The 22,131-nt window shown below is 67.6% G+C and carries 18 protein-coding genes; 9 read left to right on the forward strand and 9 right to left on the reverse strand.

Annotated elements, in window-relative coordinates:
• Nucleotides 1-284: 284 nt before the first annotated feature.
• Together LGY53_RS31585 and LGY53_RS31590 are read left to right on the forward strand one after the other, a co-directional pair.
• A complete protein-coding gene (locus LGY53_RS31585; protein ID WP_225730336.1) occupies nucleotides 285-1,667 on the forward strand; it encodes a polysaccharide pyruvyl transferase family protein in 1,383 nt (460 codons plus the stop codon).
• Between the two features lie 38 nt (nucleotides 1,668-1,705).
• The gene (locus LGY53_RS31590) at nucleotides 1,706-2,545 is read left to right on the forward strand and encodes a glycosyltransferase family 2 protein (RefSeq protein ID WP_225730364.1); all 840 of its coding nucleotides are present in this window, start codon (nucleotides 1,706-1,708) and stop codon (nucleotides 2,543-2,545) included.
• A 20-nt stretch (nucleotides 2,546-2,565) separates the two neighbouring features.
• On the opposite strand, the gene LGY53_RS31595 is transcribed toward LGY53_RS31590, so the two are convergent.
• The 3 genes from LGY53_RS31595 to LGY53_RS31605 form a co-directional block, all read right to left on the reverse strand.
• The gene (locus tag LGY53_RS31595; RefSeq protein ID WP_225730337.1) at nucleotides 2,566-3,279 is read right to left on the reverse strand and encodes an MspA family porin; all 714 of its coding nucleotides are present in this window, start codon (nucleotides 3,277-3,279) and stop codon (nucleotides 2,566-2,568) included.
• Nucleotides 3,280-3,487: 208 nt separating this feature from the next.
• Complete coding sequence (locus LGY53_RS31600) at nucleotides 3,488-4,579, reverse strand: methyltransferase domain-containing protein (RefSeq protein ID WP_225730365.1); 1,092 nt, start codon at nucleotides 4,577-4,579, stop codon at nucleotides 3,488-3,490.
• Between the two features lie 18 nt (nucleotides 4,580-4,597).
• Nucleotides 4,598-6,109: a sugar transferase gene (locus LGY53_RS31605; protein WP_225730338.1), complete on the reverse strand. Its 1,512-nt coding sequence runs from the start codon at nucleotides 6,107-6,109 to the stop codon at nucleotides 4,598-4,600.
• 481 nt (nucleotides 6,110-6,590) lie between these two features.
• Between LGY53_RS31605 and LGY53_RS31610 the strand changes: the two genes are divergently transcribed.
• The 4 genes from LGY53_RS31610 to LGY53_RS31625 are packed head-to-tail and all read left to right on the forward strand — an operon-like array spanning nucleotide 6,591 to nucleotide 10,330.
• The gene (locus LGY53_RS31610; RefSeq protein WP_225730339.1) at nucleotides 6,591-7,862 is read left to right on the forward strand and encodes a class I SAM-dependent methyltransferase; all 1,272 of its coding nucleotides are present in this window, start codon (nucleotides 6,591-6,593) and stop codon (nucleotides 7,860-7,862) included.
• Nucleotides 7,859-8,635, forward strand: a complete 777-nt coding sequence (locus LGY53_RS31615; RefSeq protein WP_167474706.1) for a glucose-1-phosphate cytidylyltransferase — start codon at nucleotides 7,859-7,861, stop codon at nucleotides 8,633-8,635. The genes LGY53_RS31610 and LGY53_RS31615 overlap by 4 nt, the downstream gene beginning before the upstream one ends.
• Nucleotides 8,632-9,282, forward strand: coding sequence for a PIG-L deacetylase family protein (locus LGY53_RS31620; protein ID WP_225730340.1), 651 nt, complete (start codon nucleotides 8,632-8,634; stop codon nucleotides 9,280-9,282). Before LGY53_RS31615 ends, LGY53_RS31620 begins: the two co-directional genes overlap by 4 nt.
• A gap of 1 nt (nucleotide 9,283) precedes the next feature.
• A complete protein-coding gene (locus tag LGY53_RS31625; protein WP_225730341.1) occupies nucleotides 9,284-10,330 on the forward strand; it encodes an NAD(P)-dependent oxidoreductase in 1,047 nt (348 codons plus the stop codon).
• Between the two features lie 80 nt (nucleotides 10,331-10,410).
• Here the strand turns inward: LGY53_RS31625 and LGY53_RS31630 are convergent, their stop codons facing one another.
• Nucleotides 10,411-11,082: a heme oxygenase (biliverdin-producing) gene (locus tag LGY53_RS31630; protein ID WP_225730342.1), complete on the reverse strand. Its 672-nt coding sequence runs from the start codon at nucleotides 11,080-11,082 to the stop codon at nucleotides 10,411-10,413.
• Nucleotides 11,083-11,397: 315 nt separating this feature from the next.
• Between LGY53_RS31630 and LGY53_RS31635 the strand changes: the two genes are divergently transcribed.
• Entirely contained in the window at nucleotides 11,398-12,249 is an 852-nt protein-coding gene (locus tag LGY53_RS31635) for an LLM class F420-dependent oxidoreductase (RefSeq protein ID WP_225730343.1), read from the forward strand.
• Between the two features lie 82 nt (nucleotides 12,250-12,331).
• On the opposite strand, the gene LGY53_RS31640 is transcribed toward LGY53_RS31635, so the two are convergent.
• From LGY53_RS31640 to LGY53_RS31650, 3 genes are read right to left on the reverse strand one after another with little or no spacing between them, the layout of a single operon-like run.
• Nucleotides 12,332-13,966: an ABC transporter permease gene (locus LGY53_RS31640; protein ID WP_225730344.1), complete on the reverse strand. Its 1,635-nt coding sequence runs from the start codon at nucleotides 13,964-13,966 to the stop codon at nucleotides 12,332-12,334.
• Nucleotides 13,963-14,904, reverse strand: a complete 942-nt coding sequence (locus tag LGY53_RS31645) for an ABC transporter ATP-binding protein (RefSeq protein WP_225730345.1) — start codon at nucleotides 14,902-14,904, stop codon at nucleotides 13,963-13,965. Before LGY53_RS31645 ends, LGY53_RS31640 begins: the two co-directional genes overlap by 4 nt.
• Nucleotides 14,905-15,558 carry a TetR/AcrR family transcriptional regulator gene (locus LGY53_RS31650; protein ID WP_225730346.1) on the reverse strand — a complete coding sequence of 218 codons (654 nt, stop codon included), beginning with the start codon at nucleotides 15,556-15,558 and terminating at the stop codon, nucleotides 14,905-14,907. It lies immediately after the preceding gene.
• A gap of 166 nt (nucleotides 15,559-15,724) precedes the next feature.
• On the opposite strand from LGY53_RS31650, the gene LGY53_RS31655 reads away from it, so the two are divergent.
• A complete protein-coding gene (locus LGY53_RS31655; RefSeq protein WP_225730347.1) occupies nucleotides 15,725-17,668 on the forward strand; it encodes an acyl-CoA dehydrogenase in 1,944 nt (647 codons plus the stop codon).
• 41 nt (nucleotides 17,669-17,709) lie between these two features.
• Here the strand turns inward: LGY53_RS31655 and LGY53_RS44250 are convergent, their stop codons facing one another.
• Entirely contained in the window at nucleotides 17,710-18,342 is a 633-nt protein-coding gene (locus LGY53_RS44250) for a phosphatase PAP2 family protein (RefSeq protein WP_225730348.1), read from the reverse strand.
• A 464-nt stretch (nucleotides 18,343-18,806) separates the two neighbouring features.
• Between LGY53_RS44250 and LGY53_RS44255 the strand changes: the two genes are divergently transcribed.
• Nucleotides 18,807-21,116, forward strand: a complete 2,310-nt coding sequence (locus LGY53_RS44255) for a LuxR C-terminal-related transcriptional regulator (RefSeq protein WP_225730349.1) — start codon at nucleotides 18,807-18,809, stop codon at nucleotides 21,114-21,116.
• Here the strand turns inward: LGY53_RS44255 and LGY53_RS31670 are convergent, their stop codons facing one another.
• Complete coding sequence (locus tag LGY53_RS31670; protein WP_225730350.1) at nucleotides 21,117-22,019, reverse strand: nuclease-related domain-containing protein; 903 nt, start codon at nucleotides 22,017-22,019, stop codon at nucleotides 21,117-21,119.
• Nucleotides 22,020-22,131: the final 112 nt, after the last annotated feature.

A 22,131-nucleotide genomic window follows, 5' to 3' on the forward strand; every position in this document is an offset into this window, starting at 1 on the left:
GGCCCTTTCGTCACCGCGGCCCCCTACTCCAGGCAATGCTGCGTCGAACCAGGCGGGGCCGCGTCGAACCGGTCGGGTCGAACTCGCTTCCCGCGCAATAGTCTATGGGACGGCGGGAATTTTTCACGCGGTCCGCGAAATGCCGAATCCCATTCGCCCACAACGGACTAGCCGGTATTTTCCCGAACTGCACAAGTGGCCGATTCTCAGGAACGTACGGTAGATTCACTCCCGAGTTCGTGCTCGGCACGGGCGACCCGCGGGGGCTGGCGGGAGGACTGACAGTGGGCATCCACGGTTCCGTGGCCGAGCAGGCCCGGCTCGACGAGGGCGAGTTGCGGGTCCTCGTGGAAAACGGTGAGTATTGGCTGCGCAATCGCGGCGATATCGCAATGATGGTGATGACCGTCGAACGACTGCGCGCCCGCTGGCCGCGCGCCCGGATCGGGGTGCTCACCCATCAGCCCGCCATCCTGCGCGCCCTGCTGCCGACGGTCGAGCCGATCTCCGGGCCGGACTGGGACTGGCCCGCCGACGATCTGCGCGGCCGGGTGACCCGAACGGCCGCAACGAAATTGGTCGCTCCGCTGGCACTGCGCTGGCGCGCGGCCACCGACGGCCCCAAGGATCGCGTCCGAGCCGCGCTCGCCGACCGGCGCGAGCGCGCGGACACCGAACAGCGGGATACAGCTGTCTTCCCGGTCCGGATCCCGCCCGCCGCCGAACGGGCGTCGCTGGTGCTGGCGCTCGGCGGCGGCTACCTCACCGATGTGGACCGGTACCAGGCGCACCGCACCCTCGACCTGCTCGATTACGCTGCCGCGCAGGGTATTCCGACCGCGATGCTCGGTCAGGGCATCGGTCCGCTGCACGATTCCGGTCTGCTCGACCACGCCAGAAAGGTGCTGCCCTCGGTCGATCTCGTCGCCGTGCGCGAGAGCAGGCGCGGGCCCGGACTGCTGACCGGCCTCGGCGTCCATCCGGAGCGCGTCATGGTGACCGGTGACGACGCGGTCGAATTCGGTTACCGGCTGCGCGACGCCAGAATCGGCGCGAATCTGGGCCTGTGCCTGCGGGTCGCGGATTACGCACGGGTGAGCGACGCGGCCAGGGCCACGCTCGGCACCGTGGTGCGGCGGATGGCGAGCGAACTCGACGCGGGCATCGTCCCGCTCATCATCTCCGAATACGCCTCGGAGGACCGGCGCTGCACGCTGCCGCTGCTGGACGGCTCGGTGCGCGCGCTGCCCGCCGTCGGGCGCGGCGGCACCGCGCGCGATGTCGCCCGTCAGGTGGCCGACTGCCGCCTGCTGGTCACCAGTGCGTATCACCTCGCGGTTTTCGCGCTCTCCCAAGGGATTCCGGCGATCGGCATCACGGTCTCGGAGTACTATGACGACAAATTCCACGGCCTCGCGCAGATGTTCGGCGCCGGGCTGCGGGTGGTGCATCTCGATTCCGCCGCATTGGAATCGGAGCTGTCCGCCGCCGTAGCGGCGGTGTGGAACGAGGCGCCCGCGGTGCGGGATGCATTGCAGCAGAAGGCCCTCGAGCAGATCGAGGCCAGCCGCGCCGCACTCGCCCGGGCGTGCGGACTCGTCGAGGAGCGGGCCGGGAACAAACCCTGCGGCCCGCGTAACGAAGGGCCCGCGAACGCCGCTAATTGAACATACGGCTCGCGGCGAGAATTACCGAGGCTAGGGGGCTGATCGTGACCACACTGTCGGTGTGCGTACCCGCGTACAACGCCGAGCGGACCCTGGAGACCACGCTGCGCTCGGTGCTCGATCAGGACGCGGATTTCGAGGTGCTGGTCTTGGACAATGCCAGCTCCGACGCCACCGGTGAGATCGCCCGCTCGGTCGCGGATCCACGAGTCCGGGTGCTGCGCAACGACGTCGCGCTGCCCATCGGCGACAACTGGAACCGGGCGATCGGCGCGAGCACCGGCGAGCTGGTGAAGGTGGTGTGCGCCGACGACGTGCTGCGTCCCGGCGCGCTGGCGGCGCAGCTGGCGGTGATGGCCGACGATTCGATCGCCATCTCGGCGGGCCGGTTCGAGGTGATCGGCGAATCGGACGAACTGCTGGAGACCGGGCTCGGCCTGGCCGGCCTGCTCGGCATGCGGACCCCGAAGACGTTGGCGCGCACCATCGTCCGGCGCGGACCGGCCGAATTCGGACCGACGGCCGCCGCCATGTTCTATCGCGAGCACTTCGACAAGGTCGGCGGCCTGCGCGGTGATCTGGTGTTTCCGATGGATGTGGACCTCTTCGCCAGGGTCGCATCCTTCGGCATGTTCTACGGTATGACGGAAATCCTTGCCGCATGGCGTAATTCGTCGTTCAACCTGTGCAGCCGGACCTCCACCGTCAGCAAGCTGACCGATATGCTGCGCTTCCACCACCGCATCGCGGCGGACTATCCGGATCTGGTCGGCCGGGGCGACGTGCTGGCGGGCGACGCCCGGCTGGCGGGTGCCGCACTGCACCGGCTGCGGGTGCGCACCATTGCCACCGTGCGCAACCGCCCCGATCTGCTGTGAAGCGAATTACCTTGTGACTCTTAGATACTCCAGAGCGGCCCGTACGTGATAACGGTGTCGCCGGTCGAGCCGACCACCCGGACCCACGGCCGGATGGTGGTCCGGCCGAGCACACCGCTGACGGTGCCGTGGAAGCCGGACATCCTGATGAAACCCTCGGTGCCGGAGACATCACCGCCCGCGCACTCGATATCCTTGATGCCGGGCCCGAAGCCGACCTGCAACTGAAGGCCGAGCGTCGGAATGACATTGGTGAGATCGGCCTTCAAACCGTCGCTGCCGCCGAGTTCGAACTCCAGACCCGGCGTCGACCAGTTGAAGGTGAGGTTGCCGTTGAGCGTCGCCGGATAGCCGACCTCGTAGCCGATGGTGATGTGCCCGGCCCAATCGCCCGCGCGCGGCCCGGTGATGTGGAATGCGGCCTCGCCGCTGTGAAACCACTCGCGGGTCAACGGGTTTCCGTCCAGCGGTGGTACGAAATCGATGCGGGTGTCCTGCTGGATCGCCTCGATGGTGCGCTCGCCGTGATCGACGATGGTGTTGCTGCTGTCGATGGCCGCGTTCGCGGTGGCATTGCCGAATCCGATATCGCCGCCGAATCCGATGCCGCCGCCGAGGGCGATGCCGGACGCCACGATCGAGGCCAGCGCGGCCATCCGCATCGGTGTCGGCCGGTTCCCGCCCGCCCGGTCGTCCGCCGCCCACCGGTGACGGAGCTGATCGGTATCCCTCATCAAATAACCCCTGTCGTGAATGTGCCGAACCCTTGTGTGCCGGGCGCGATTCGCGCGCTCGACGCCCGCTCCCCTTCGAATTTCCGAGGGCACCAAGCATTTCCATGGTTGACGACAATGCGTACCCGGTAAATGAATAATGTCACGTCAAGTAATCACCGGTTTGCTGGTTAATTCCCGGCCGGTCGGAATGGTGAATTACCCGCAACTATGTTTCTGATTTCGGCCCCGCCGCGTCATCGATCAGCCAGCGGCCGTGTAGTCCCGGAAAGTCCGCGCGCACCTCCTCCAGTAGATCGGGCAAGGTCAGCAGGACGAGATCCGGTGCGGCGGCCAGGAGTTCGGCCGGTCCGATGATGGGGATATCGGTGCCCGGCATACGCCGTCCCCGTTTTGCCGGTGCGGCGTCGGCGACCGCCCCGATCAATCCCCGATGAATTCCCGCACGGCTGAATACCGCGACCGCGCGCGAGGCTGCGCCATACGCGTAAACGCGCTTTCCGCGCGCCTTTTCATATTCCAGGCGCTCGCGCAATGCGGTCGCGTGCATATCGGCGGCGCATTGTAGTTCGCGCGCGGCGGCCGGCTCGGTGAACGGCGCCTCGGCGGCGCGAATCGCGCGGATCGATTCGTCGGGTTCGTGCGCGCCGTGCCGGGCGGCGACGAGCACCGTCCCGCCGTACAGATCGAAGGTCCATCCGGTGACGACGGTCATTCCGGCAACCATCAGCAATCGCTGCAGCGCCTCCAGCGAATAGTAAGCAAAATGTCCGTGCCGCAATGCGTTCCACTGCCGCGCCGCGACGATGGTGGCAAAGGAGTGGTATTGGACGAGCAGCAGCCCGCCGGGCGCGGTCGCCTCGGCCCGCGCCGCGACCGCCGCCCGCTGGTCAGCGTGGTGCATGAGGCCGAAGCAATCGATGACGACATCCGCAGCGCGAGCCGTCGTCGCGAAGCCGCGCCGGGTCAGCAACGGTAGCCAGCTGCCGCCGTGCGGGCTGCCGAACTCGCGCACCGAGCCGCCGCGTAGCAAACCCGAGGCGGCGACCCGGCCCACCGCATCGGCCGCCTGATCCCGCAGCGCCCGCGGTTCGACCCCGCGCGGCTCACGGGTGATGGTGTCGTCCTCGGCCAGCTGAGCCAACCCGCATCCGGCACATAGCCGCATCCGCAACGGATGCGCCGACTCAGCGGGGTGAACGGCCGTCGCCGCGGGCGGAAAATGGTCCGCCGCAGGCACTTTCCCGAGATCGAGCACCGTATGCAGTTCGGCGGAGCCGCAGGCGCGGCAGGGCGGCACGGACACGACGCGGGCCGCTCAGTACGCGCCCTCGCCGCGGGCCACCGCGCCGATGGTCTTGGCGATGAGGAGCAGGTCCAGCACCATCGACCAGTTCTCGACGTAGGAGAGATCGAGCCGGACGGAATCTTCCAGCGACAGGTCGGATCGTCCGCTCACCTGCCACAGCCCCGTGACTCCCGGCTTCACCAGCAGCCTGCGCCGCATCTCGCCGTCGTAGCTGGCCACCTCGCGCCGCACCTGCGGCCGCGGGCCGACAACGCTCATCTCACCGCGCAGCACGTTGATGAACTGGGGGAGTTCGTCGAGGCTGAACTTGCGGATGATCCGCCCCACCCGGGTGACCCGCGGGTCGTCCTTCACCTTGAAGAAGAGCGGATTGCCGCCGTTGGTCTCGATCAGCGAGTTGATGTAGCGGTCCGCGTCGACGTACATGCTGCGGAATTTGATCATGCGGAACGGCTTGCCGCCCAAGCCGATTCGCTCGGATAGGTAGAACACCGGCCCGGGGCTGGTGAGTTTGACCGCCAGCGCGATGCCCGCGAGGGTGGGTGCGATGGCGAGCAGGACGACCGCCGCGAAGCAGATGTCGAAGACCGCTTTGCCGGTCGACTTGGCCCGGTCGTACTGCGGTTTCGCGATGTGCAGCATAGGCATTCCGGCGACAACCCGATTGGTGAGCCGGGTGCCCGCGACATCGATGACGCCGGGCGCGACGATCAGTTCGACCCCGAGTGGATCGAGTTCCCATGCCATCCGCCGGAATTCGACGGGACCGAGATGTTCGGTCGCGGTCACCGCCACGGTGTCGGCCCCGCTGCGGTGCACCGCGTCGAGCACCGAGCGGTCGTCGCCGACCACCGAGAAGGTGTGGCCCGAGGCCTGGAATTCGTATTGCGCTGTGCCGCCGGGCGCTTCGGGAATGCAGACGCCGACCACGCGATAACCGGAGGCGGGATCGCGGGAGAACGCCGTCGCCATGGCGTGCGCCGCCTCCGGACTGCCGACCACCAGCACCGAGCTGCGGTATTCGCCGCGGCCGCGCCGGGACCGCGCATGCAGCCGCCAGGCGAAGCGGCTGAACATCAGGCCGAGCAGGCCGAGTGGTAGCGCGATCGCCAAATACCCACGGGCGAACTCGATCTGGAAGATCAGCGAGAGGATGGCGATGAGGCCGAACAGCCGCATGGTGGCGGCGACGAGGCGGCGGTATTCCTCGGCCCCCGAACCGACCACCTGGGGGGAGCGGGTGCTGCCCGCGGCGAGAAAGGCCGACCAGGTGAGCGCGAGCGCGAGCGACACCACCGTGTAGCCGACCTCGTAGGGTAGGTGCCAAGCCAGCGGCGGCGCCGCGGGCCCGCCGAACCGGATCAGCTGCGCGAGCCCGACCGCCAGCGCTATCACGACGAAATCGGTTGCAGCCAAGCGCTTTACATACTCGGTTTGCCATCGTTCCCGAGCGGGACGCGGCAGCACCCGCGGTGGTCGCGCGAAATCCAGATCGTCGTTGTCGGCGAGCTCGAAGCTCATTACACACGCACCTCCCCCTACGGAAAGTGATTCCTCTCCCGATCCCCATCGACCGGACCCGCGGCCTGCGTTCGGCCGCCCGGGGTGCTCGTAGTTTCGGCGGCCAGAACGCGATTGTTACAGAACACAATGGGTCTTACATGCGGAATCGCAAGGTACACAAGGTATTCCACGCGATAACCAATAAGGGGGCGGTCGGTTTTGAACCGGTCCCGCCCCCATTGTCGCGGCGGCGTCGGTCCAGGTCGACGGGTGCGGCGGTGGGCGACGGCCGATGCGTACCACCAACGGCATGATTTGCCGCCGAAATGCTACCAACCGGACTTCGTTGAAAGTGGTCCGAAAATGTCTCCCGGGCAGGGGATTTCACCTACCCGACAGGTAGCCGTAGTTGTAACGTCTCACTGGTTCGGGCCGAACTCTCCAGCATCGGCGGGCAATAAGCCGCCGATCGTCTTCACGGCAGAAGGTGGGGCCATTCGTGCGATGTCGACTGTGTGAATCCGAGCGGTTGGCGAGCGTTCTCGATCTCGGTGCGACGCCGCCATGCGAGAAGTTCCTCGGGGCGGACGAGCTGAACCGTCCCGAGACGACTTTTCCGCTGCACTTGCAGGTGTGCCAGGACTGTCTGCTGCTACAGATTCCGGCATTGATCACCCCGGAGGAAACTTTCACCGAATACGCCTATTTCTCGTCGTATTCGGATAGCTGGGTGCGGCATGCGGAAACCTTCGTCGGGCAGGCGGTCCGGCGGCTCGGATTGGACGGTGACTCGTTCGTCGTCGAGGTGGCCAGTAATGACGGCTATCTGCTACGGCATGTGGTCGCGGCCGGAATTCCCTGCCTCGGCATCGAACCTTCGGTGAACGTCGGCGAGGCGGCGCGGGCGGCGGGTGTGCCGACCGAAACCGTCTTCCTCACCGAAGAGACCGCGCGCCGGATCCGCAGCGCGCACGGCGCGGCCGACCTGGTGGTGGCCAACAATGTCTACGCGCACGTGCCCGACCTGCGCGGCTTCACCCGCGCGCTGCGCACCCTGCTGGCCGATGACGGCTGGCTGTCGATCGAGGTCCATCACGCGCTGAATCTGTTGCGGCTCGGGCAATTCGACACGATCTACCACGAGCACTTCCAGTACTACACGGTACTGGCCGCGCAACGCGCCTTGGCCACCGCGGGTTTGACGGTCGTCGACGTGGAACAGCTGCCGACACATGGCGGTTCGCTGCGCCTGTGGGCCCGGCCCGATCCGGTGGCGAGCGCGCCGAGCACCCAGGTGTGGGCGGTGCTGGAGCTGGAGGCGCAGGCCGGATTGCACCGCGCCGACGGCTATTTCGAGCTGCGCCCGCGCGCCGAGGCGGTGCGCCACGAACTGCTGCGCTTTCTGCTCGACTGCAAGGCGAAGGGTAAGCGGGTGGTCGGTTACGGCGCGCCGGGCAAGGGCAATACGCTGCTCAACTACTGCGGTATCCGGCCGGATCTGCTCGAATACACGGTCGACCGCAACCCCTATAAACACGGAAAGTTCACGCCGGGCGCCAGGATTCCGATCCATCCGGTAGAGCGGATCGATCTGGACCGGCCCGATGTCGTGCTGGTGCTGCCCTGGAATCTGGAGCGGGAGATCACCGCGCAATTGCGGCATATCGGTGAGTGGGGCGCGGAACTGGTGTATCCACTGCCCGCCCTGCATCGCGCCGAATGGCCGGACAACGCGCCGATCGAAATTATCACGGGGAGACACGCACGATGAAAGTTGTCCTGTTCTGCGGCGGTTACGGCATGCGGATGCGCGACGGCACCGACGATATGATTCCGAAACCCATGCAGCTGGTGGGGCCGCGGCCCCTACTATGGCATGTGATGCGGTATTACGCGCATTACGGTCACAAGGATTTCATCCTATGCCTCGGGCACGGCGCCGAGCACATCAAGAACTTCTTCCTCACCTACGAGGAATCGGTCTCCAACGATTTCGTGATCCGGGACGGCCGGGTCGAATTGTTGCGCACCGATATCAGCGACTGGTCGATCACCTTCGTCGACACCGGCGTGGAATCGCCGATCGGCGAGCGGCTACGCCGGGTGCGCCCGCATCTGGCCGGCCAGCGGTACTTCCTGGCCAACTACGCCGATGTGCTCACCGACGCGCCCCTGGACGAGATGATCGCGAAATTCACCGCCTCCGGTATGGCCGCATCGATGATGGTGGTGCCGCCGCAATCCTCGTTCCACTGCGTCGACCTCACCCCGGCGGGCGAGGTGAAGGAGATCTTACCGGTCGCGCGAATGCCGTTGTGGGAGAACGGCGGATACTTCGTACTCACCCAGGAGGTGTTCGATCTGCTGCCGCCCGGCGGCGATCTGGTCGCCGACGCCTGCGGTGTGCTCGCCGGGCAGGGCCGGTTGTTCGGATACCGGCATCTGGGCTTCTGGAAACCCGCGGACACCTTCAAGGAACGCGCCGAACTCGATATGGGCTACCGGACCGGTCAGCGGCCCTGGATGGTTTGGGAGCGAGTGTGATTCGGCTGACCACCGGGCGCGTCGCCGAGATCGCCGCGCTCGGCGCGCACTGCGACGATATCGCGATCGGTATGGGCGGCACCCTGCTCACCCTGGCCAGGGCGCATCCGCGGCTGCGGGTTCGGGCGCTGGTGCTGTGCGGCGCCGGCACCGAGCGGGAGAACGAGGAATGGGCGGCGCTGGAGGCGTTCTGCCCGGACGCGCACGTCGAACTGACGGTGCTCGACCTGCCGGACGGCCACACCCCGGCGCACTGGGACCGGGTCAAGCGCGCGCTGAATACCTTTCGGCGCCAGACCAATCCGGATCTGGTGTTCATGCCGCAACCCGGTGACGCACACCAGGACCACCGCCTGCTCGCCGAGCTGGTACCCACCGAATTCCGCGATCAGCTCACCCTCGGATACGAAATACTCAAGTGGGAGACCGATACTCCCGCGCCGACCGTATTCCAGCCGCTCTCCGTCGATCTGGCCGAGGAGAAGGCCAGGCTGCTGCTGAAACACTATCCGTCCCAAGCGGATCGGGCATGGTTCGACGCCCAGTCCTTCCTGGGGCTGTCGCGGCTGCGCGGGGTGCAGTGCCGCGCGCCGCACGCCGAGGCGTTCGTACTCGCCAAGGCCATCGTCGATTTCGGAGGAAAGTGAGATGCGGGTTCTCGTCACCGGACATCAGGGTTATCTGGGCACCGTCATGGTTCCGGTGCTGCGCGCCAGTGGGCACGAGGTGGTCGGCCTGGACAGCGGATTCTTCGCCGAGTGCGTGCTGGGGGCGTTGCCGAGTGAGCCGCCGGGGCTCGCGATCGACCTGCGCGATGTCACCGCCGAGCAGCTCACCGGATTCGACGCGGTGGTGCATCTGGCGGCGCTGTCCAACGATCCGCTCGGCGCGCTCGCGCCCGAAATCACCTATGAGATAAACCATCACGCCTCGGTGCGGCTGGCCCGGCTGGCCAAGGCGGCCGGGGTCCGGCGCTTTCTGTACGCCTCGACGTGTTCGGTCTACGGTGCGGCGGGGGATGGGTTGGTCACCGAATCGGCTCCGCTGCGCCCGATCACACCGTACGCCGAGAGCAAGGTCCGGGTGGAGGACGATGTCGCGGCGCTCGCGGATGCCGATTTCTCGCCCGTATTCCTGCGCAACGCAACGGCTTTCGGATTCTCGCCGCGGCTGCGCGCGGATATCGTGCTGAACAACCTGGTCGGTTACGCGGTGCTCACCGGCGAGGTAAAAGTGCTTTCCGACGGCACGCCGTGGCGGCCGCTGGTGCATGCCCGCGATATCGCCGCCGCCTTCGCGGCCTGCCTGTCGGCCCCGGCGGAGGCGATTCACTGCCGCGCCTTCAATATCGGCACCGAGCACAACAATCTCACCGTCGCCCAGATCGCGCTCGCGGTGGTGGACGCGGTGCCCGGCGCCAAGTTGGTGATCACCGGCGAAACCGGCGCCGACCCGCGCTCGTATCGTGTCGACTTCACCGCTGCCAGAAAGGCTTTGGGCTTCCGCGCGCACTGGACCATCGCGCAGGGCGCGGCGGAGCTCTACTCGGAATACCGGGCCCGCGGCCTGACCGCGGCAGACTTCTTCCATCGTTTCACCCGGCTGGCGCATCTACAGAGCCTGCGCGATACCGGTGTGCTCGACGCCCGAATGCGCCGGGTCACGGCGGATCCGGCGGTACCGGCCAGGAGTTGATGCCCACGCGAAGCGACTTCGCCGGGCGACAATCCGCGGCGCAATAATGTCCGCCGCGGATTGTGCTCGCTGCCTTGGGGTTACGCCGCGAGCGGTGGGTAAAGGGCTGCGAGTTCCTGAAATACGGCGGCGTTGAACGCGAAGGCGCGCTGCGCCTCCTCGAGCACCCGGCCCTGTTCGTCGGCGTCGAAGCGCAGGTTGTCCAGCGCCTCGCGGTATTCGCGTTTGAAAGCCGCCGGGTTGCCGATGTTTTCGAAGACGTAGAAGCGCACACCGTCGCCGCGCTTGGGCAGGTTCCACTGCTTCTCGGCAGAGCCGCGGATGATCTGCCCGCCCGACAGGTCACCGAGGTAGCGGGTGTAGTGGTGCGCGATGAACCCGGCGGGCCAGTCGCGGGCACATTCCTCGATGCGGGCGGCATATGCCGCGGTCGCCGGGAGCGGCGTCAGCTCGGCGCGCCAATCCGGGCCCGCGAGGTGGGCGAGATCGCGTTCGAGCTCCGGGGTGCGGGCGAGTTCGGCGCGGATGAACGGGGCCGCGACGGTATCCGCGGCGAGGCGCGCGGAGTTCGCCTCGAGCGCGCGGTATACGAACCACAGCTGACCGCTGAGCGCGACATAGGCGTCGATGCCCAGCTTTCCGCCGAGCAGATCGCCGACGAAGCTGGAGTTCTCGGCGTCGGAATGCTGCTGTTCGGTGGCGGTGCGCAGGAGCGTGGAGAACGGAGCCGTCTCCGTAAGCGTGTCCGACATTTTCGACTACCACCTCACCTGAATCGCCACTGCTGAATCACCATCGCCACCCGGACAGCCCTACAACTTTGGCTACCCTAATCAGCTACTGACGACGATACGTTCGCGCTCGGGACCGAGCATCCATCAAAAGGTGTAAAAGCCGGTCCACCCTTCGATCAAAATCGGCCTCTACCTGCGCATTTGGCTTTGTGAGGCCGGTCACCGGGTGTGCGGAGGTCCGCCGCGCGCGGGCTCGTGCGCCGGAACGCGCCCTTGGTCTCGCCCGCCGAGCCGTGGTAGAACTCGTTCTAATTCTGCCGATGGGAGTGTCCGGTGCGCCACGGAATCGTCTTGTTCACCAGCGATCGGGGCATTACGCCCGCCGACGCGGCGCTGGCCGCCGAACGGGCCGGATTCCACACCTTCTACGTACCCGAACATACCCACATTCCGGTGGTGCGGGCGGCGGCGCACCCGCGCACCGGCGACGCCACCCTGCCCGACGACCGCTACCTGCGCACCCTCGACCCGTGGGTCGCACTGTCCACCGCCGCCGCGGTCACCGACCGGATCGGCCTGTCCACGGCCGTCGCGCTGCCCGCCGAACACCACCCGATCACGCTGGCGAAGACCATCGCCACCCTCGATCACCTGTCCGGCGGCCGGGTGCGTCTCGGCGTCGGATTCGGTTGGAACACCGATGAACTCGCCCATCACGGGGTACCGGCGGGCCGCAAGCGCGCGGTCCTGCGCGAACACCTCGACGCCATGCGGGCCATCTGGACCGACGAAGAAGCCAGCTACGCGGGCGAATTCGTGACATTCGGCAAGAGTTGGTCCTGGCCGAAGCCGATCCAGAAACGGATCCCGGTACTGCTCGGCTGCGCGGGCACCGAGAAATCCTTCGCCTGGCTGGCCCGCAACGCCGACGGCTGGATCACCACACCCGCCGAAACCGGCCTCGATACGAAAATCGAACTGCTGCACCGAGTCTGGCACGAGCACGGGCGAACGGGCACACCGGAGGTGATCGCGTTGGCCGGACGCCACGATGCGAACCAGCTCGCGCAATGGGCCGAATCCGGCGTCACCGAAGCGGTTTTCGGACTACCGGACCGCTCACCCGAAGACGTCCAGGGTTATCTGGCGCGCCTCGCGGGCAAACTCGGCCTGCACGGCTCGTAATCCCGGCACAGCAGTCGGCTTCCCGCGCAGACAATTCGGAGATGACTGCCAGCGCGGGAAGCCGAAAGCTCCACAAACACACTCAGCGCAGGTCGCGCCTACGGAAGGCGACAGCGCCCACCGCGATCAATCCGGCGGCGACAGCCAGCAACCAAAGCTCCGGCGTCGCGGTGAATTCCGCGCCGGGCAACTTCGGCGGATGGTTGTACGGCACCAGATCGGCGGTCCAGTGCGGCAGCCCGTTCAGCATGCCGAGCACGAAGATGAGGAGCATCGCGCTGAACACACCCCAAGCGACCGGCGTGAATCGCGGCGCTATCCCATAGAGCGCCACCGCGATTCCGGTGAACACCCAGATGGCGGGCACCTGAACGAGCGCGGCGCCCAACGTATCCGACAGCTTGCCCGGGATGTCACCGGCCGCGGTCCCGTAGACGAAGCCGAACACCGTACCGGCGAGCAGCACCAGGAACGCCGACGCGAGCAATGCGAAACCGACGTGGCTCGCGACATATCGCCGCCTGCTCACCGCGCCCGCGAGCGTGGCCTCCACCCGCTGGCTGGCCTCCTCGTCGTGCAGCCGCAGCGTCGCGGAGATCGTGTACGCGCCCGCACCGATGGCGAGCATGGTCATGCCGAGGGTGACGAAGGCGTCCTCCAGCACCTTGGTGCCGCCGGTCCGCGTGACGAAATCGCCCATCGTGGAGCCCTTGTTGATCATGTCGCCGATGCTGCGAACGATCCCACCCATCAGCGCGCCGTACAACGCGAAGCCGATCGCCCAGACCAGCAGCGTGCCACGCTGCAGTCGCCAGGCCAGCCCGACCGGACCCGACAGCTCCGATGCGGCCGTCGCCGGGCCGGGTCGTTCGGCAATCAGCCCCGATCCCGTATCGCGAACCCGCAGCAGCGAATACGCACCGGCCCAAGCGATCACCGCGAGGGCGAGCAGCGGAACCAGCGTCCACCAACGGATTTCGGCCATCGGCCGCATCAGCACACACCAGCCGACCGGTGAGAACCAGGACAGCACACCGTTTCCCGCGTCACCGATGGCCCGCAGTGCGAAGGCCGCGGCCAGTGCGCCGAAGGCGATGCCGCGGGCCACCCGTGCGGTGCTGCCCGCCTGCGCGGCCACCGCGGCCACCCCGCCCCAGAGCAGGCCCGATGCCGCCAGCGCCGCGCCCCACGCGAGCGCATGCGCCCCGGACGTCTCGGATTTCAGCGTCACCGCGCAGACGAGCCCGGTGATCGAGCAGCCCGCACCGGTCAGGATCAGTGCCGCGGTGAGTCCGGCGTAGCGGCCGATGCTGGTCGCGCCGACGAGTTCGGCGCGACCGGTATCCTCCTCGACGCGGGTGTGCCGGATGACGGTCAGTATGGTAGCGATGGCGATCATCGTGAAGAATGGACCGCCCTTCCAAAGCGCAACCGCGGGAAGGTCGGTGGCGTAGAGCCGCCCATACATCATGTGCAGCGCCGGACTGTCCTGAATGGTCTTGGCGTACTGCGCCAGCTCGGCGGGTTTCCCGTCGTAGATCTTCTTGGTGCTGGACAGGTACATGATCGGCACCAGCCCGAACAGCAACGACCAGAGCGGCAACACGATTCGATCGCGGCGCAGGTAGAGCCGCAGCAGCCGACCGGTTCCGGCGAAATCGGCGGCGGTGCGCGCGGCGGGCGCCGCATAGTGCCGCCCGGCGACGGCGGTTGTCATGCCCGCACCCCCGTCGCGGAAGTCGCTGCGGCGGAACGGGTTCCGTCACCATCGCGGTCGATGTGGTAGTGCCGCAGGAACAACTCCTCCAGAGTCGGCGGCGCGCTCGTCAGGTTGCGCACCCCGGCGTCGCCGAGCACCCGGATCAACTGGCCGAGATGTTCGCCGTCCACCTGGCAGCGCACCGTAGAGCCGTCCCGCTCGATGTCCTCGACCCCCGGAATGCGTGCGAGATCGCCTGGGTCGCCGATCAATTCGGCGGTGATATTGGTGCGCGAGAGGTGCCGCATATCCGACAGCGACCCGCTCTCGACGGTGCGGCCCTCCCGGATGATGGTCACCCGGTCGCACAGCACCTCCACCTCGGAGAGGATGTGACTGGACAGCAGCACCGTGGTGCCGCGGTCCTGCGCCTCCTTCACACATTCCCGGAATACCTGCTCCATCAACGGATCCAGGCCCGAGGTCGGCTCGTCGAGCAGCAGCAGCCGCACGTCGGAGGCCAGCGCGGAGACCAGCGCCACCTTCTGGCGGTTGCCCTTGGAGTAGGTGCGCGCCTTCTTACGCGGATCCAGATCGAATCGTTCGATGAGCTCGGCGCGCCGCCGGGTATTGATGCCGCCGCGCATCCGGGCGAGCAGATCGATCGTCTCGCCGCCGGAAAGTGACGGCCACAGCGTGACATCGCCTGGTACATAAGCCAATTCGTGATGCAGGCCGACAGCGTCGGACCACGGGTCGCGGCCGAGCAGCCGGGCGGTGCCCGAGGTCGCCCGCAGGATGCCGAGCAGGATCCGGATGGTGGTGGACTTACCCGCGCCGTTGGGCCCGAGGAAGCCGTGGATCTCGCCTTCGGACACCGCGAGATTCAACCCGTCGAGTGCCGTGACATGACCGAAGGTCTTTCGGAGATCCTTGATTTCGATGACGCCGGACATTCACTCCTCCTTGGTGAGTGCGTCGAAAAGCGTTGAGTCGGTGAATATGCCCTGGGTGTACATCTCCAGTGCGGGCATGGTGAGATCGTCGGTGACGTCGCGAATGGCCTTGCGGAAGTCGATCTTTTCGCCGTTCGAGCAATACAGCTGTATCCAGAGCAGCCCCGCGCCGACATTCATCATGGTCAGATATCGTGCGCGGGCGTATTCATCGCGGCTAGGTCTGATGGTCCCCGCATCGACACCCGTTCGGATGTAGCTCACCGTATCGTCGACCAGGTGGTCGAAGAACGATATCGCCGCCGGCCCACCCGCCTGCAGGGTGCGCAACAGGTAGGCCACCATCGGTCCGTACACCTCGACCTCGGCGATCGCGGAGAGGAGACCCTTGGTGCGATTGAGCTCGTTCATCGCCTTGAGTTTCTCGTCGCGAATCAGCTGGAGCACTCGCTCGTCACATGCGGCGCGCAGGCCGTCCTTGGATCCGAAGTGGTGGTTGACCAATCCGGGCGAGACATCGGCGGCCTTCGCGATGACGCGTACACCGACCTGGAATCCCTGCTCACCGAAGACCTCGATCGCGGCGTCGCGTATGCGCGCCGCGGTATTCAGATCGTCGGCGGATCCTTGCGATAGGGGCTGTCGGTTAAACACACGTTCAGTATATTAAACATCCGTTCAAACACCAGCAAGAGGCCTGTCCGATTTGTGTCCCGGCGAAGTCGGCCAGAGGTGTGATCGAATCGGAAACCGCAGTTCAGGGGCCGTGTTCACGCGTCGGGAGCGGGAGACCGGACATCGTCCGACTATGGTCGAGGACATGGCCGAAGACATCGCGACCCGGACATCGACGACGGCAGATCACCTTCGCGCGGCACTCGACGGACCATGGGCGGCGGTCCGCGAGGAGGCCAGGACCCAGCTCGCGGGCGACCGCTTCATCGGCGATCCGTACCTCGACTACCGGGCCGCACGGGCCCGGGTGCTGGAGCAGATGCGGGCCGTCGCGACGCTCGGCTACGCCGAACGCGGCTTCCGGCGCGAGCACGGCGGCACCGGTGAACCCGGCGCCGCCGTGGTCGCATTGGAGATGCTGGCCTACTGTGACCTGTCGCTGTGGGTGAAATGCGGTGTGCAGTGGGGACTTTTCGGCGGCGCGGTGGAAAATCTCGGCACCGAACGGCATGCCGATTACGTCAAGCGGCTCATCTCACTCGATCTGCTCGGCTGCTTCGCCATGACCGAATCCGGGCACGGCAGCGATGTGGCGAATCTGGAGACCACCGCCACCTACGACCCGCAGGCCGGGGAATTCGTCATCCACACGCCGACACCGTCCGCGCGCAAGGATTACATCGGCGGCGCGGCCGAACACGCAAGGATGGCAGCGGTTTTCGCGCAGCTCATCACCCAGGGCGAGCGGCGCGGCGTGCACTGTCTGCTGGTGCCGATCCGCGACGAGCACGGCGCCGACCTACCCGGCGTCACCACCTCCGACGACGGTCTCAAGGGCGGCCTACCCGGTGTCGACAACGGGCGCATCGTCTTCGACAACGTCCGGGTGCCGCGGGAGAACCTGCTCAACCGCTACGCCGATGTCGCGCCGGACGGCACGTACAGCTCGGCCATCGAGAACCCGAGCCGCCGATTCTTCACCACGCTCGGCACTTTGGTGCGCGGCCGGGTCAGCGTCGGCGGCGCGGCGGCCGCGGGGGCGCGGGTGGCGCTGAGCATCGCGGTCCGGTACGCGCTGAAGCGCCGCCAGTTCGCCGATCCCGATACCGGGGCCGAGACGCTGCTGCTGGATTACCGCAGCCATCAGCGCAGGTTGTTGCCGTTGGTGGCCAAGTCGTACGCGTACGCCTTCGCACAGAACGACCTGGTGCGCCGCATGCATCTGGTGCAGACCGGACAGGATCTCGATCCGGGCGCGCAGCGCGCGCTGGAGAAGCGGGCCGCCGGGTTGAAGGCCGCGCAGACGCGGCATGCGACCCGGGCCATTCAGGAATGCCGCGAAGCCTGCGGCGGCGCAGGCTATTTGACGGAGAACCGGCTGGTGACGCTGAAGGCCGACACCGACGTGTTCACCACCTTCGAGGGCGACAACGTGGTGCTCACCCAGTTGGTGGCCAAGGAACTGCTCACCGCGTACTCCGACGAGGTCCGCGATCTCGACGCGCTCGGCTGGGTGCGGTTCGCCGCGACCATGGCCGGTGACGTGGTGCGCAAGCGGTCCGGCGTGCGTCAGCTCATCCAGACCATGCGCGACGGCGCGAAGGACACCGTCGACGAGGGCGATCTGTCCCGCCGGCCGGTGCAGTTGCAGCTGTTCGCCGACCGGGAGGACTACCTGCTGCGCACCGCGGCGCACCGGCTGCGCGCCCGTGCGAAGGACACCGGACCTTTCGAGGCGTTCGACAACGCGCAGGACCACATCCTCGCCGCGGGCGCCGCGCATATCGACCGACTGGTGCTGGAGGCCTTCGTCGAGGGTATCGCCGGCATCGCCGACCCAGCCGCCCGCGACCTCGCCGAAACGGTGTGTGATCTGTTCGTTTACACACTGCTGGAAGAGAATTCGGCGTGGTACATCATGCACCGGTTCATGTCGGTCGAGCGGGCCAAGGCGGTGCGTCGCGGCGTCAACGAACTGGTGGACCGGTTGCGTCCCGACGCGCTGACCCTCGTCGAGGGACTCGGCGTGCCCGAACACATGCTGCGCGCGGCCATGCTCGACGACGCGAGCGTCTACGACCGCACCTGAGCCGCGTCTCCCGGCATGCTGTGGAAGACCGTGCCGCGCGGCTACGGTCGCGAGTGATCGACCCGGCCCTTGTCGGTGGCCGTTTGGAGCAGCCCGGCCAGCCAGCACAGCGCGGTGGTCAGCGCGATGGCCGCGGCCGCGCCGCCGACGATATCGGTGGGCAGGTGGTATCCGAGCCCGATCATGCCGATCGCGACGAGCGCCAACGCCACCACAGTGAGCGCGAGCGCCGCCAACCCGGCCCGCGCCGAATCCGTCAGCAGTACGAATGCCGTTGCGACGGCGACCAATTGGACGGTGTGCCCGCTCGGGTACGCGAGGTAGTCGTGCAGCGGCCGCGCCCAGAGCGGTTTGAGCAGGAAGGTATTGATCGCCACGGTCAGCTCCGGCGCGAGCAGCATGGTCGCCGCGGACCACCACCGGCCGCGATGAGCGAACCACGCCGCCGCGGCGACGAGCAGCGGCAGCACGATATAACCGTCGCTCGGGATCACCAGCGCGTGCAGTACGCCGGGATGCGCGTCGAGCGCCGAGTGCACCGGTTCGGTGACCGCGCGGTCGGCCGCGGTCGGACCGCCGTCGGCGGGGAAGGTGGCCGGTAACGCGACCGTCACCGCGGCGCCCGCCGCAACCGTCCCGGCCGCGACCACCGGGGTCGGCTGTCGCTGTTTCACCGGACGACCATAGCGTTTCCTGTCATGCCCGCAGAATTACGGGCGCGATTGCCGAAACCGCGGTCGCCGGACGCGCAGCTCTACCAATTGCTCCGAATAACGCGCCACCGCAATGCTTTTCTGGTCGAGTTTCGCGAAATCGCCTGTATGGCAAGTATTTGCTATACCGACGGCAGCCCGACTCGAACGAGAAGTGCCTGCCCCTACCGGGAAACGAGCCTGCATCGATTCCGCTGCCGGGACCGTGTGGCTTGGTATTGTCGTTCTGCAGCGATTCGCGCGGTGAACCGCGCGAATCGAAGGTTCGGCTCGCGCCCGGATGCGGTTGATGCATGGGATGTTTCGCGGCGACCGGGCGCGTGGGTGCAGTGAGAGGGACAGCGATGGTTGATCGGAATTACGGATTGCAGCTGCCCGTGATATCCCGAAATACTCAGCCCGGTAGTGCCGCCCACCATTTGCCCGTGCTCGTCGGACGCGACGGCGAATTGGCCGAGCTCGCCGAACTGCTCGCCGCATCCGGTCCCCGGCTGCTCACCGTGACCGGCACGGCGGGCGTCGGCAAGAGCAGGCTGGCGCGAGCGGCCTTGTGCGGCAAGGAATTCGAAGGCACTTGGCGCACTCCCGCCGAACCGGGCGTCGCCGTCGACCTCGCCGAGTGCGCCGATCGCGCCGCGGCCTGGAATGCGGTTCTCGCGGCGGTGGGCGGTCGCCCGCTCGGCATCGTGCGGCCGGTGGCCGGGGTCGACTCGATCCTGGCGCTGCTGGCCGCCCGGATCCGGGACGCACCGGCAACCCTGTTGCTGGACAACTGCGATCGCCTGATCGAAGCGATCCCGGCCGATGTGGCCGCCCTACTCGACCGCTGCCCGCGCCTGGTGATCGTCGCGACCAGCCGGGCGCCGCTGCACCTGCGCGGGGAACATATCGTCCGGGTGCGGCCGCTACCCGGTGAAAGCGGCGACGGCGACTACTATCCGGCCGCCTCACCCGCCGCGCGGCTGCTGCTGGACAGCATCGACAGCCACTATCGCGGGCTCGCCGCACTGGCCGACCGTCTGGTGCTCGACGATATCGTCCGCGAATTGGACGGTGTGCCACTGGCTTTGGAGCTCGCCGCGGGCGCGATCGCGCGCCTCGGGCCGGTACGCACCCTGCACCGCATCAAGGCGGGCGCCGACCTTCAGTCACCCTTCTTCGTCGACGTGCCCGCCCGGCACCGCGGCATGGACGCCGCGGTCGGCTGGGGCGTCAGCGGCCTGGATCCGGACGTCTTGGAGCTGCTGCTGCGCCTTTCGCTGTTCGAGGCGCCATTCGATCTCGAGACGGCCTGCCTGGTGAGCGTCATCGACGAGGAGCGCACCGGCGCGGCCATCGCCGAGCTGGTTGATCGCAGTCTGCTGGAACACGATCCGGCGGCGCCCGCCACGGCCGCCTATCGCCTCTTCGCAACCGTGCGCGCCTGGTGTCGGCGCGTGCTGGCCGCGGAACCCGAACGCGCGGAACGGATTCGGTGGGCACACGTGGATCGTCTGTGCCGGCTGGCCACCGTGCTCGGTCCGCTGCTGCGGTGCGACGGCGAGCGCGCGGATGCGATGGCGAAGGCGGGCGCACGGATCGCCGACCTGCTCGCGGCGCTGCATCACCTGCTGGAAACCGGCCAGCCCGAGCGTGCCGTCGCGGCCGCCGCCCGGCTGGAACCGGTGTGGGTGGCGCACGGCTATCTGGCCGAGGTGGAATCGCTGCTGGCGCGCACCCTGCGCACGGACGAACTCGGCGCCGCGTCGGCCGCGCTGTGCCGCCAGGTGCTCGGCATCTGGGCGCTGCGCACCGCGCGGCTGCACCGCTCGGTCGAACTGCTCACCGATGCCGTTGCCGGATACCGGAATTCGGGTGATCCGGTGGGCGCGGCCGGGTGCGCGGTCGTACTCGGCACCGCGCTGTGCATGCTCGGCGACGATGACGGCGCGCGCAGGCAGCTGCGGTCGGCCGCCCTGCGGGCCGACCGGCTGTCCGAGGAACTCGTCGGCTGGCTGGAGGTGGCGCAGGCGATGACGGAGATCCCGCTCCCGGCTCGCCGCGACGGGACCGGATGGGCGGTGGTGCGCGACCGGGTGCGCGAATTCGAGCTGCCCATCCGGCTGCCCGCGCTGTACATGCTGGCCCGCACACAGCTCGCGCCCGAAACCCTCGACCGGGCGCTGCTGCTGTTGCGCGAGGTGCTCGGCACCGAAGGCATCGAGGCGCATCTGCTGCCCGCGATCAACGCGCTGGAAGGTTGCGCGCTGGCCTATTTCGCCGCCGGCGGCGACTACCGGGAGGTGGCCGCGACGCTGTCCATGGCGGCTCGGCACCTGCGCGAGGTGCACGCCATCCCGCCACTGGCCGCCGAGGACTGCTCGATGGCCGAACCGGATTACCGGAATGCCTTGGGGGAGGAGCGTTTTCGTGCGGTCGCCCGGCGTGGCTCGGAAATGGATCTGGCCGCCGCCATCACCTACGCGCGCTCCGCTCCGCTGCTGCGCGCACCCGACGAGTCGCCGCTGGCGGCGCTCACCAACCGGCAGCGCGAGATCGCCAGGCTGGTGGCCACCGGGATGACCAACCGGATGATCGCGACCCACCTGCGTATCTCGGAATGGACCGTGGTCAACCATGTGCGCCAGGTGATGTTCAAACTCGACTGTCCGTCCCGCCTGCATGTCGCGCTGCTGGTGGAACGGGAGAGTCAGCCGTTCGCCGAAACCGATCCGGCGGCGACGCCGACCGCGTGACTATCCGGGACCGTACGTCAGCACCAGCGCGATGACGAACCACAGCACCCAGACGAACGCGACGATCATCCCGGTGGCGAGCAGGATGCGCATGAACGCCTGGCCCATATCCATATCGCCGGGCACCCGGGGGTAGAGCTTCCACGGGCTGTACCACGGCGCCTCGATGCGCAGCCGCGGGCTCACCTGCGCCTCGCGCTCCTTGGCCAGCCGCATCTCCTCGACATACGCCTCGGCCTGCGCCTGGTTCGGGCCGCCGTGCCACAGCGTGATGTCGATCGGGCCGAGGAAACCCTCGTTGATCAAATCCTGCGGGGCGGGCAGATACGGCAGAATGCCGAGCCCGCGGAAGGCGACGGCGATATCGTTCGCGGTCCACAGGAACTGTTCCTCCTCGGCCAGCTGCTCGAAGTACGAGCGCAACCGGGACGGGTCGTCGCCGAGCACGACGTCGAAACTCGGGTCGCTCCAGGCCTGTTGGATGGTGAGCTCGGCGCCGCGCAGCGGCACCACCAGCACGATGCCGTGCACCACCCGCTGGCCGAGCCCGCGCGCGGCGAGCCAGTTGTACAGCGCGTAGGTGTGCTCGCGGGATTTCTCCAGCGGTGTGCGCCGGTCCCGTCCCTCCAGCGCGGCGGGCTCGCCCGAGATGGTCCACGGGCCGTTCAGCGGAATCTCGAGCACGCCGTCCTGCCGCGCGACCAGCGCCTCGGCCTCGATGATCACGCAACTCGACGGCGTCCAGACGATCGCGTCGAACTGGTGCAGCCGATCCTGGTGGAACAGGCTCGCGTTGATGGTGGCGACGCCGTGCGGACTGGACGGATCCTTCCAGGTGCGCAACCAGTCGATCAGCGCACGCTCGGCGTTGGTCCCTGCGGGGTTCTGCACTCGCACGAGCATTGTGACAGTTTATCTTGGCCGCGCTCCGCGCGGCGTGTTCGCGGCCCCGGGGAGTCTCGCGTCTCAGCGGTCGAGACTCGCGCCTGCGGCGCATGCGCTTCGACCGCTGAGA

This window comes from Nocardia sp. JCM 34519.1 (assembly GCF_020361265.1).
Classification (GTDB): Bacteria; Actinomycetota; Actinomycetes; order Mycobacteriales; family Mycobacteriaceae; genus Nocardia; species Nocardia arthritidis_A.

Coding starts and splice junctions, on each gene's coding strand:
- LGY53_RS31615 (WP_167474706.1), top strand. CDS start 7,859: ATGAAAGTTGTCCTGTTCTGCGGCGGTTACGGCATGCGGATGCGCGAC.
- LGY53_RS31640 (WP_225730344.1), bottom strand. CDS start 13,966: ATGACAACCGCCGTCGCCGGGCGGCACTATGCGGCGCCCGCCGCGCGC.
- LGY53_RS31625 (WP_225730341.1), top strand. CDS start 9,284: ATGCGGGTTCTCGTCACCGGACATCAGGGTTATCTGGGCACCGTCATG.
- LGY53_RS31630 (WP_225730342.1), bottom strand. CDS start 11,082: ATGTCGGACACGCTTACGGAGACGGCTCCGTTCTCCACGCTCCTGCGC.
- LGY53_RS31605 (WP_225730338.1), bottom strand. CDS start 6,109: ATGAGCTTCGAGCTCGCCGACAACGACGATCTGGATTTCGCGCGACCA.
- LGY53_RS31645 (WP_225730345.1), bottom strand. CDS start 14,904: ATGTCCGGCGTCATCGAAATCAAGGATCTCCGAAAGACCTTCGGTCAT.
- LGY53_RS31655 (WP_225730347.1), top strand. CDS start 15,725: ATGGCCGAAGACATCGCGACCCGGACATCGACGACGGCAGATCACCTT.
- LGY53_RS31670 (WP_225730350.1), bottom strand. CDS start 22,019: ATGCTCGTGCGAGTGCAGAACCCCGCAGGGACCAACGCCGAGCGTGCG.
- LGY53_RS31595 (WP_225730337.1), bottom strand. CDS start 3,279: ATGAGGGATACCGATCAGCTCCGTCACCGGTGGGCGGCGGACGACCGG.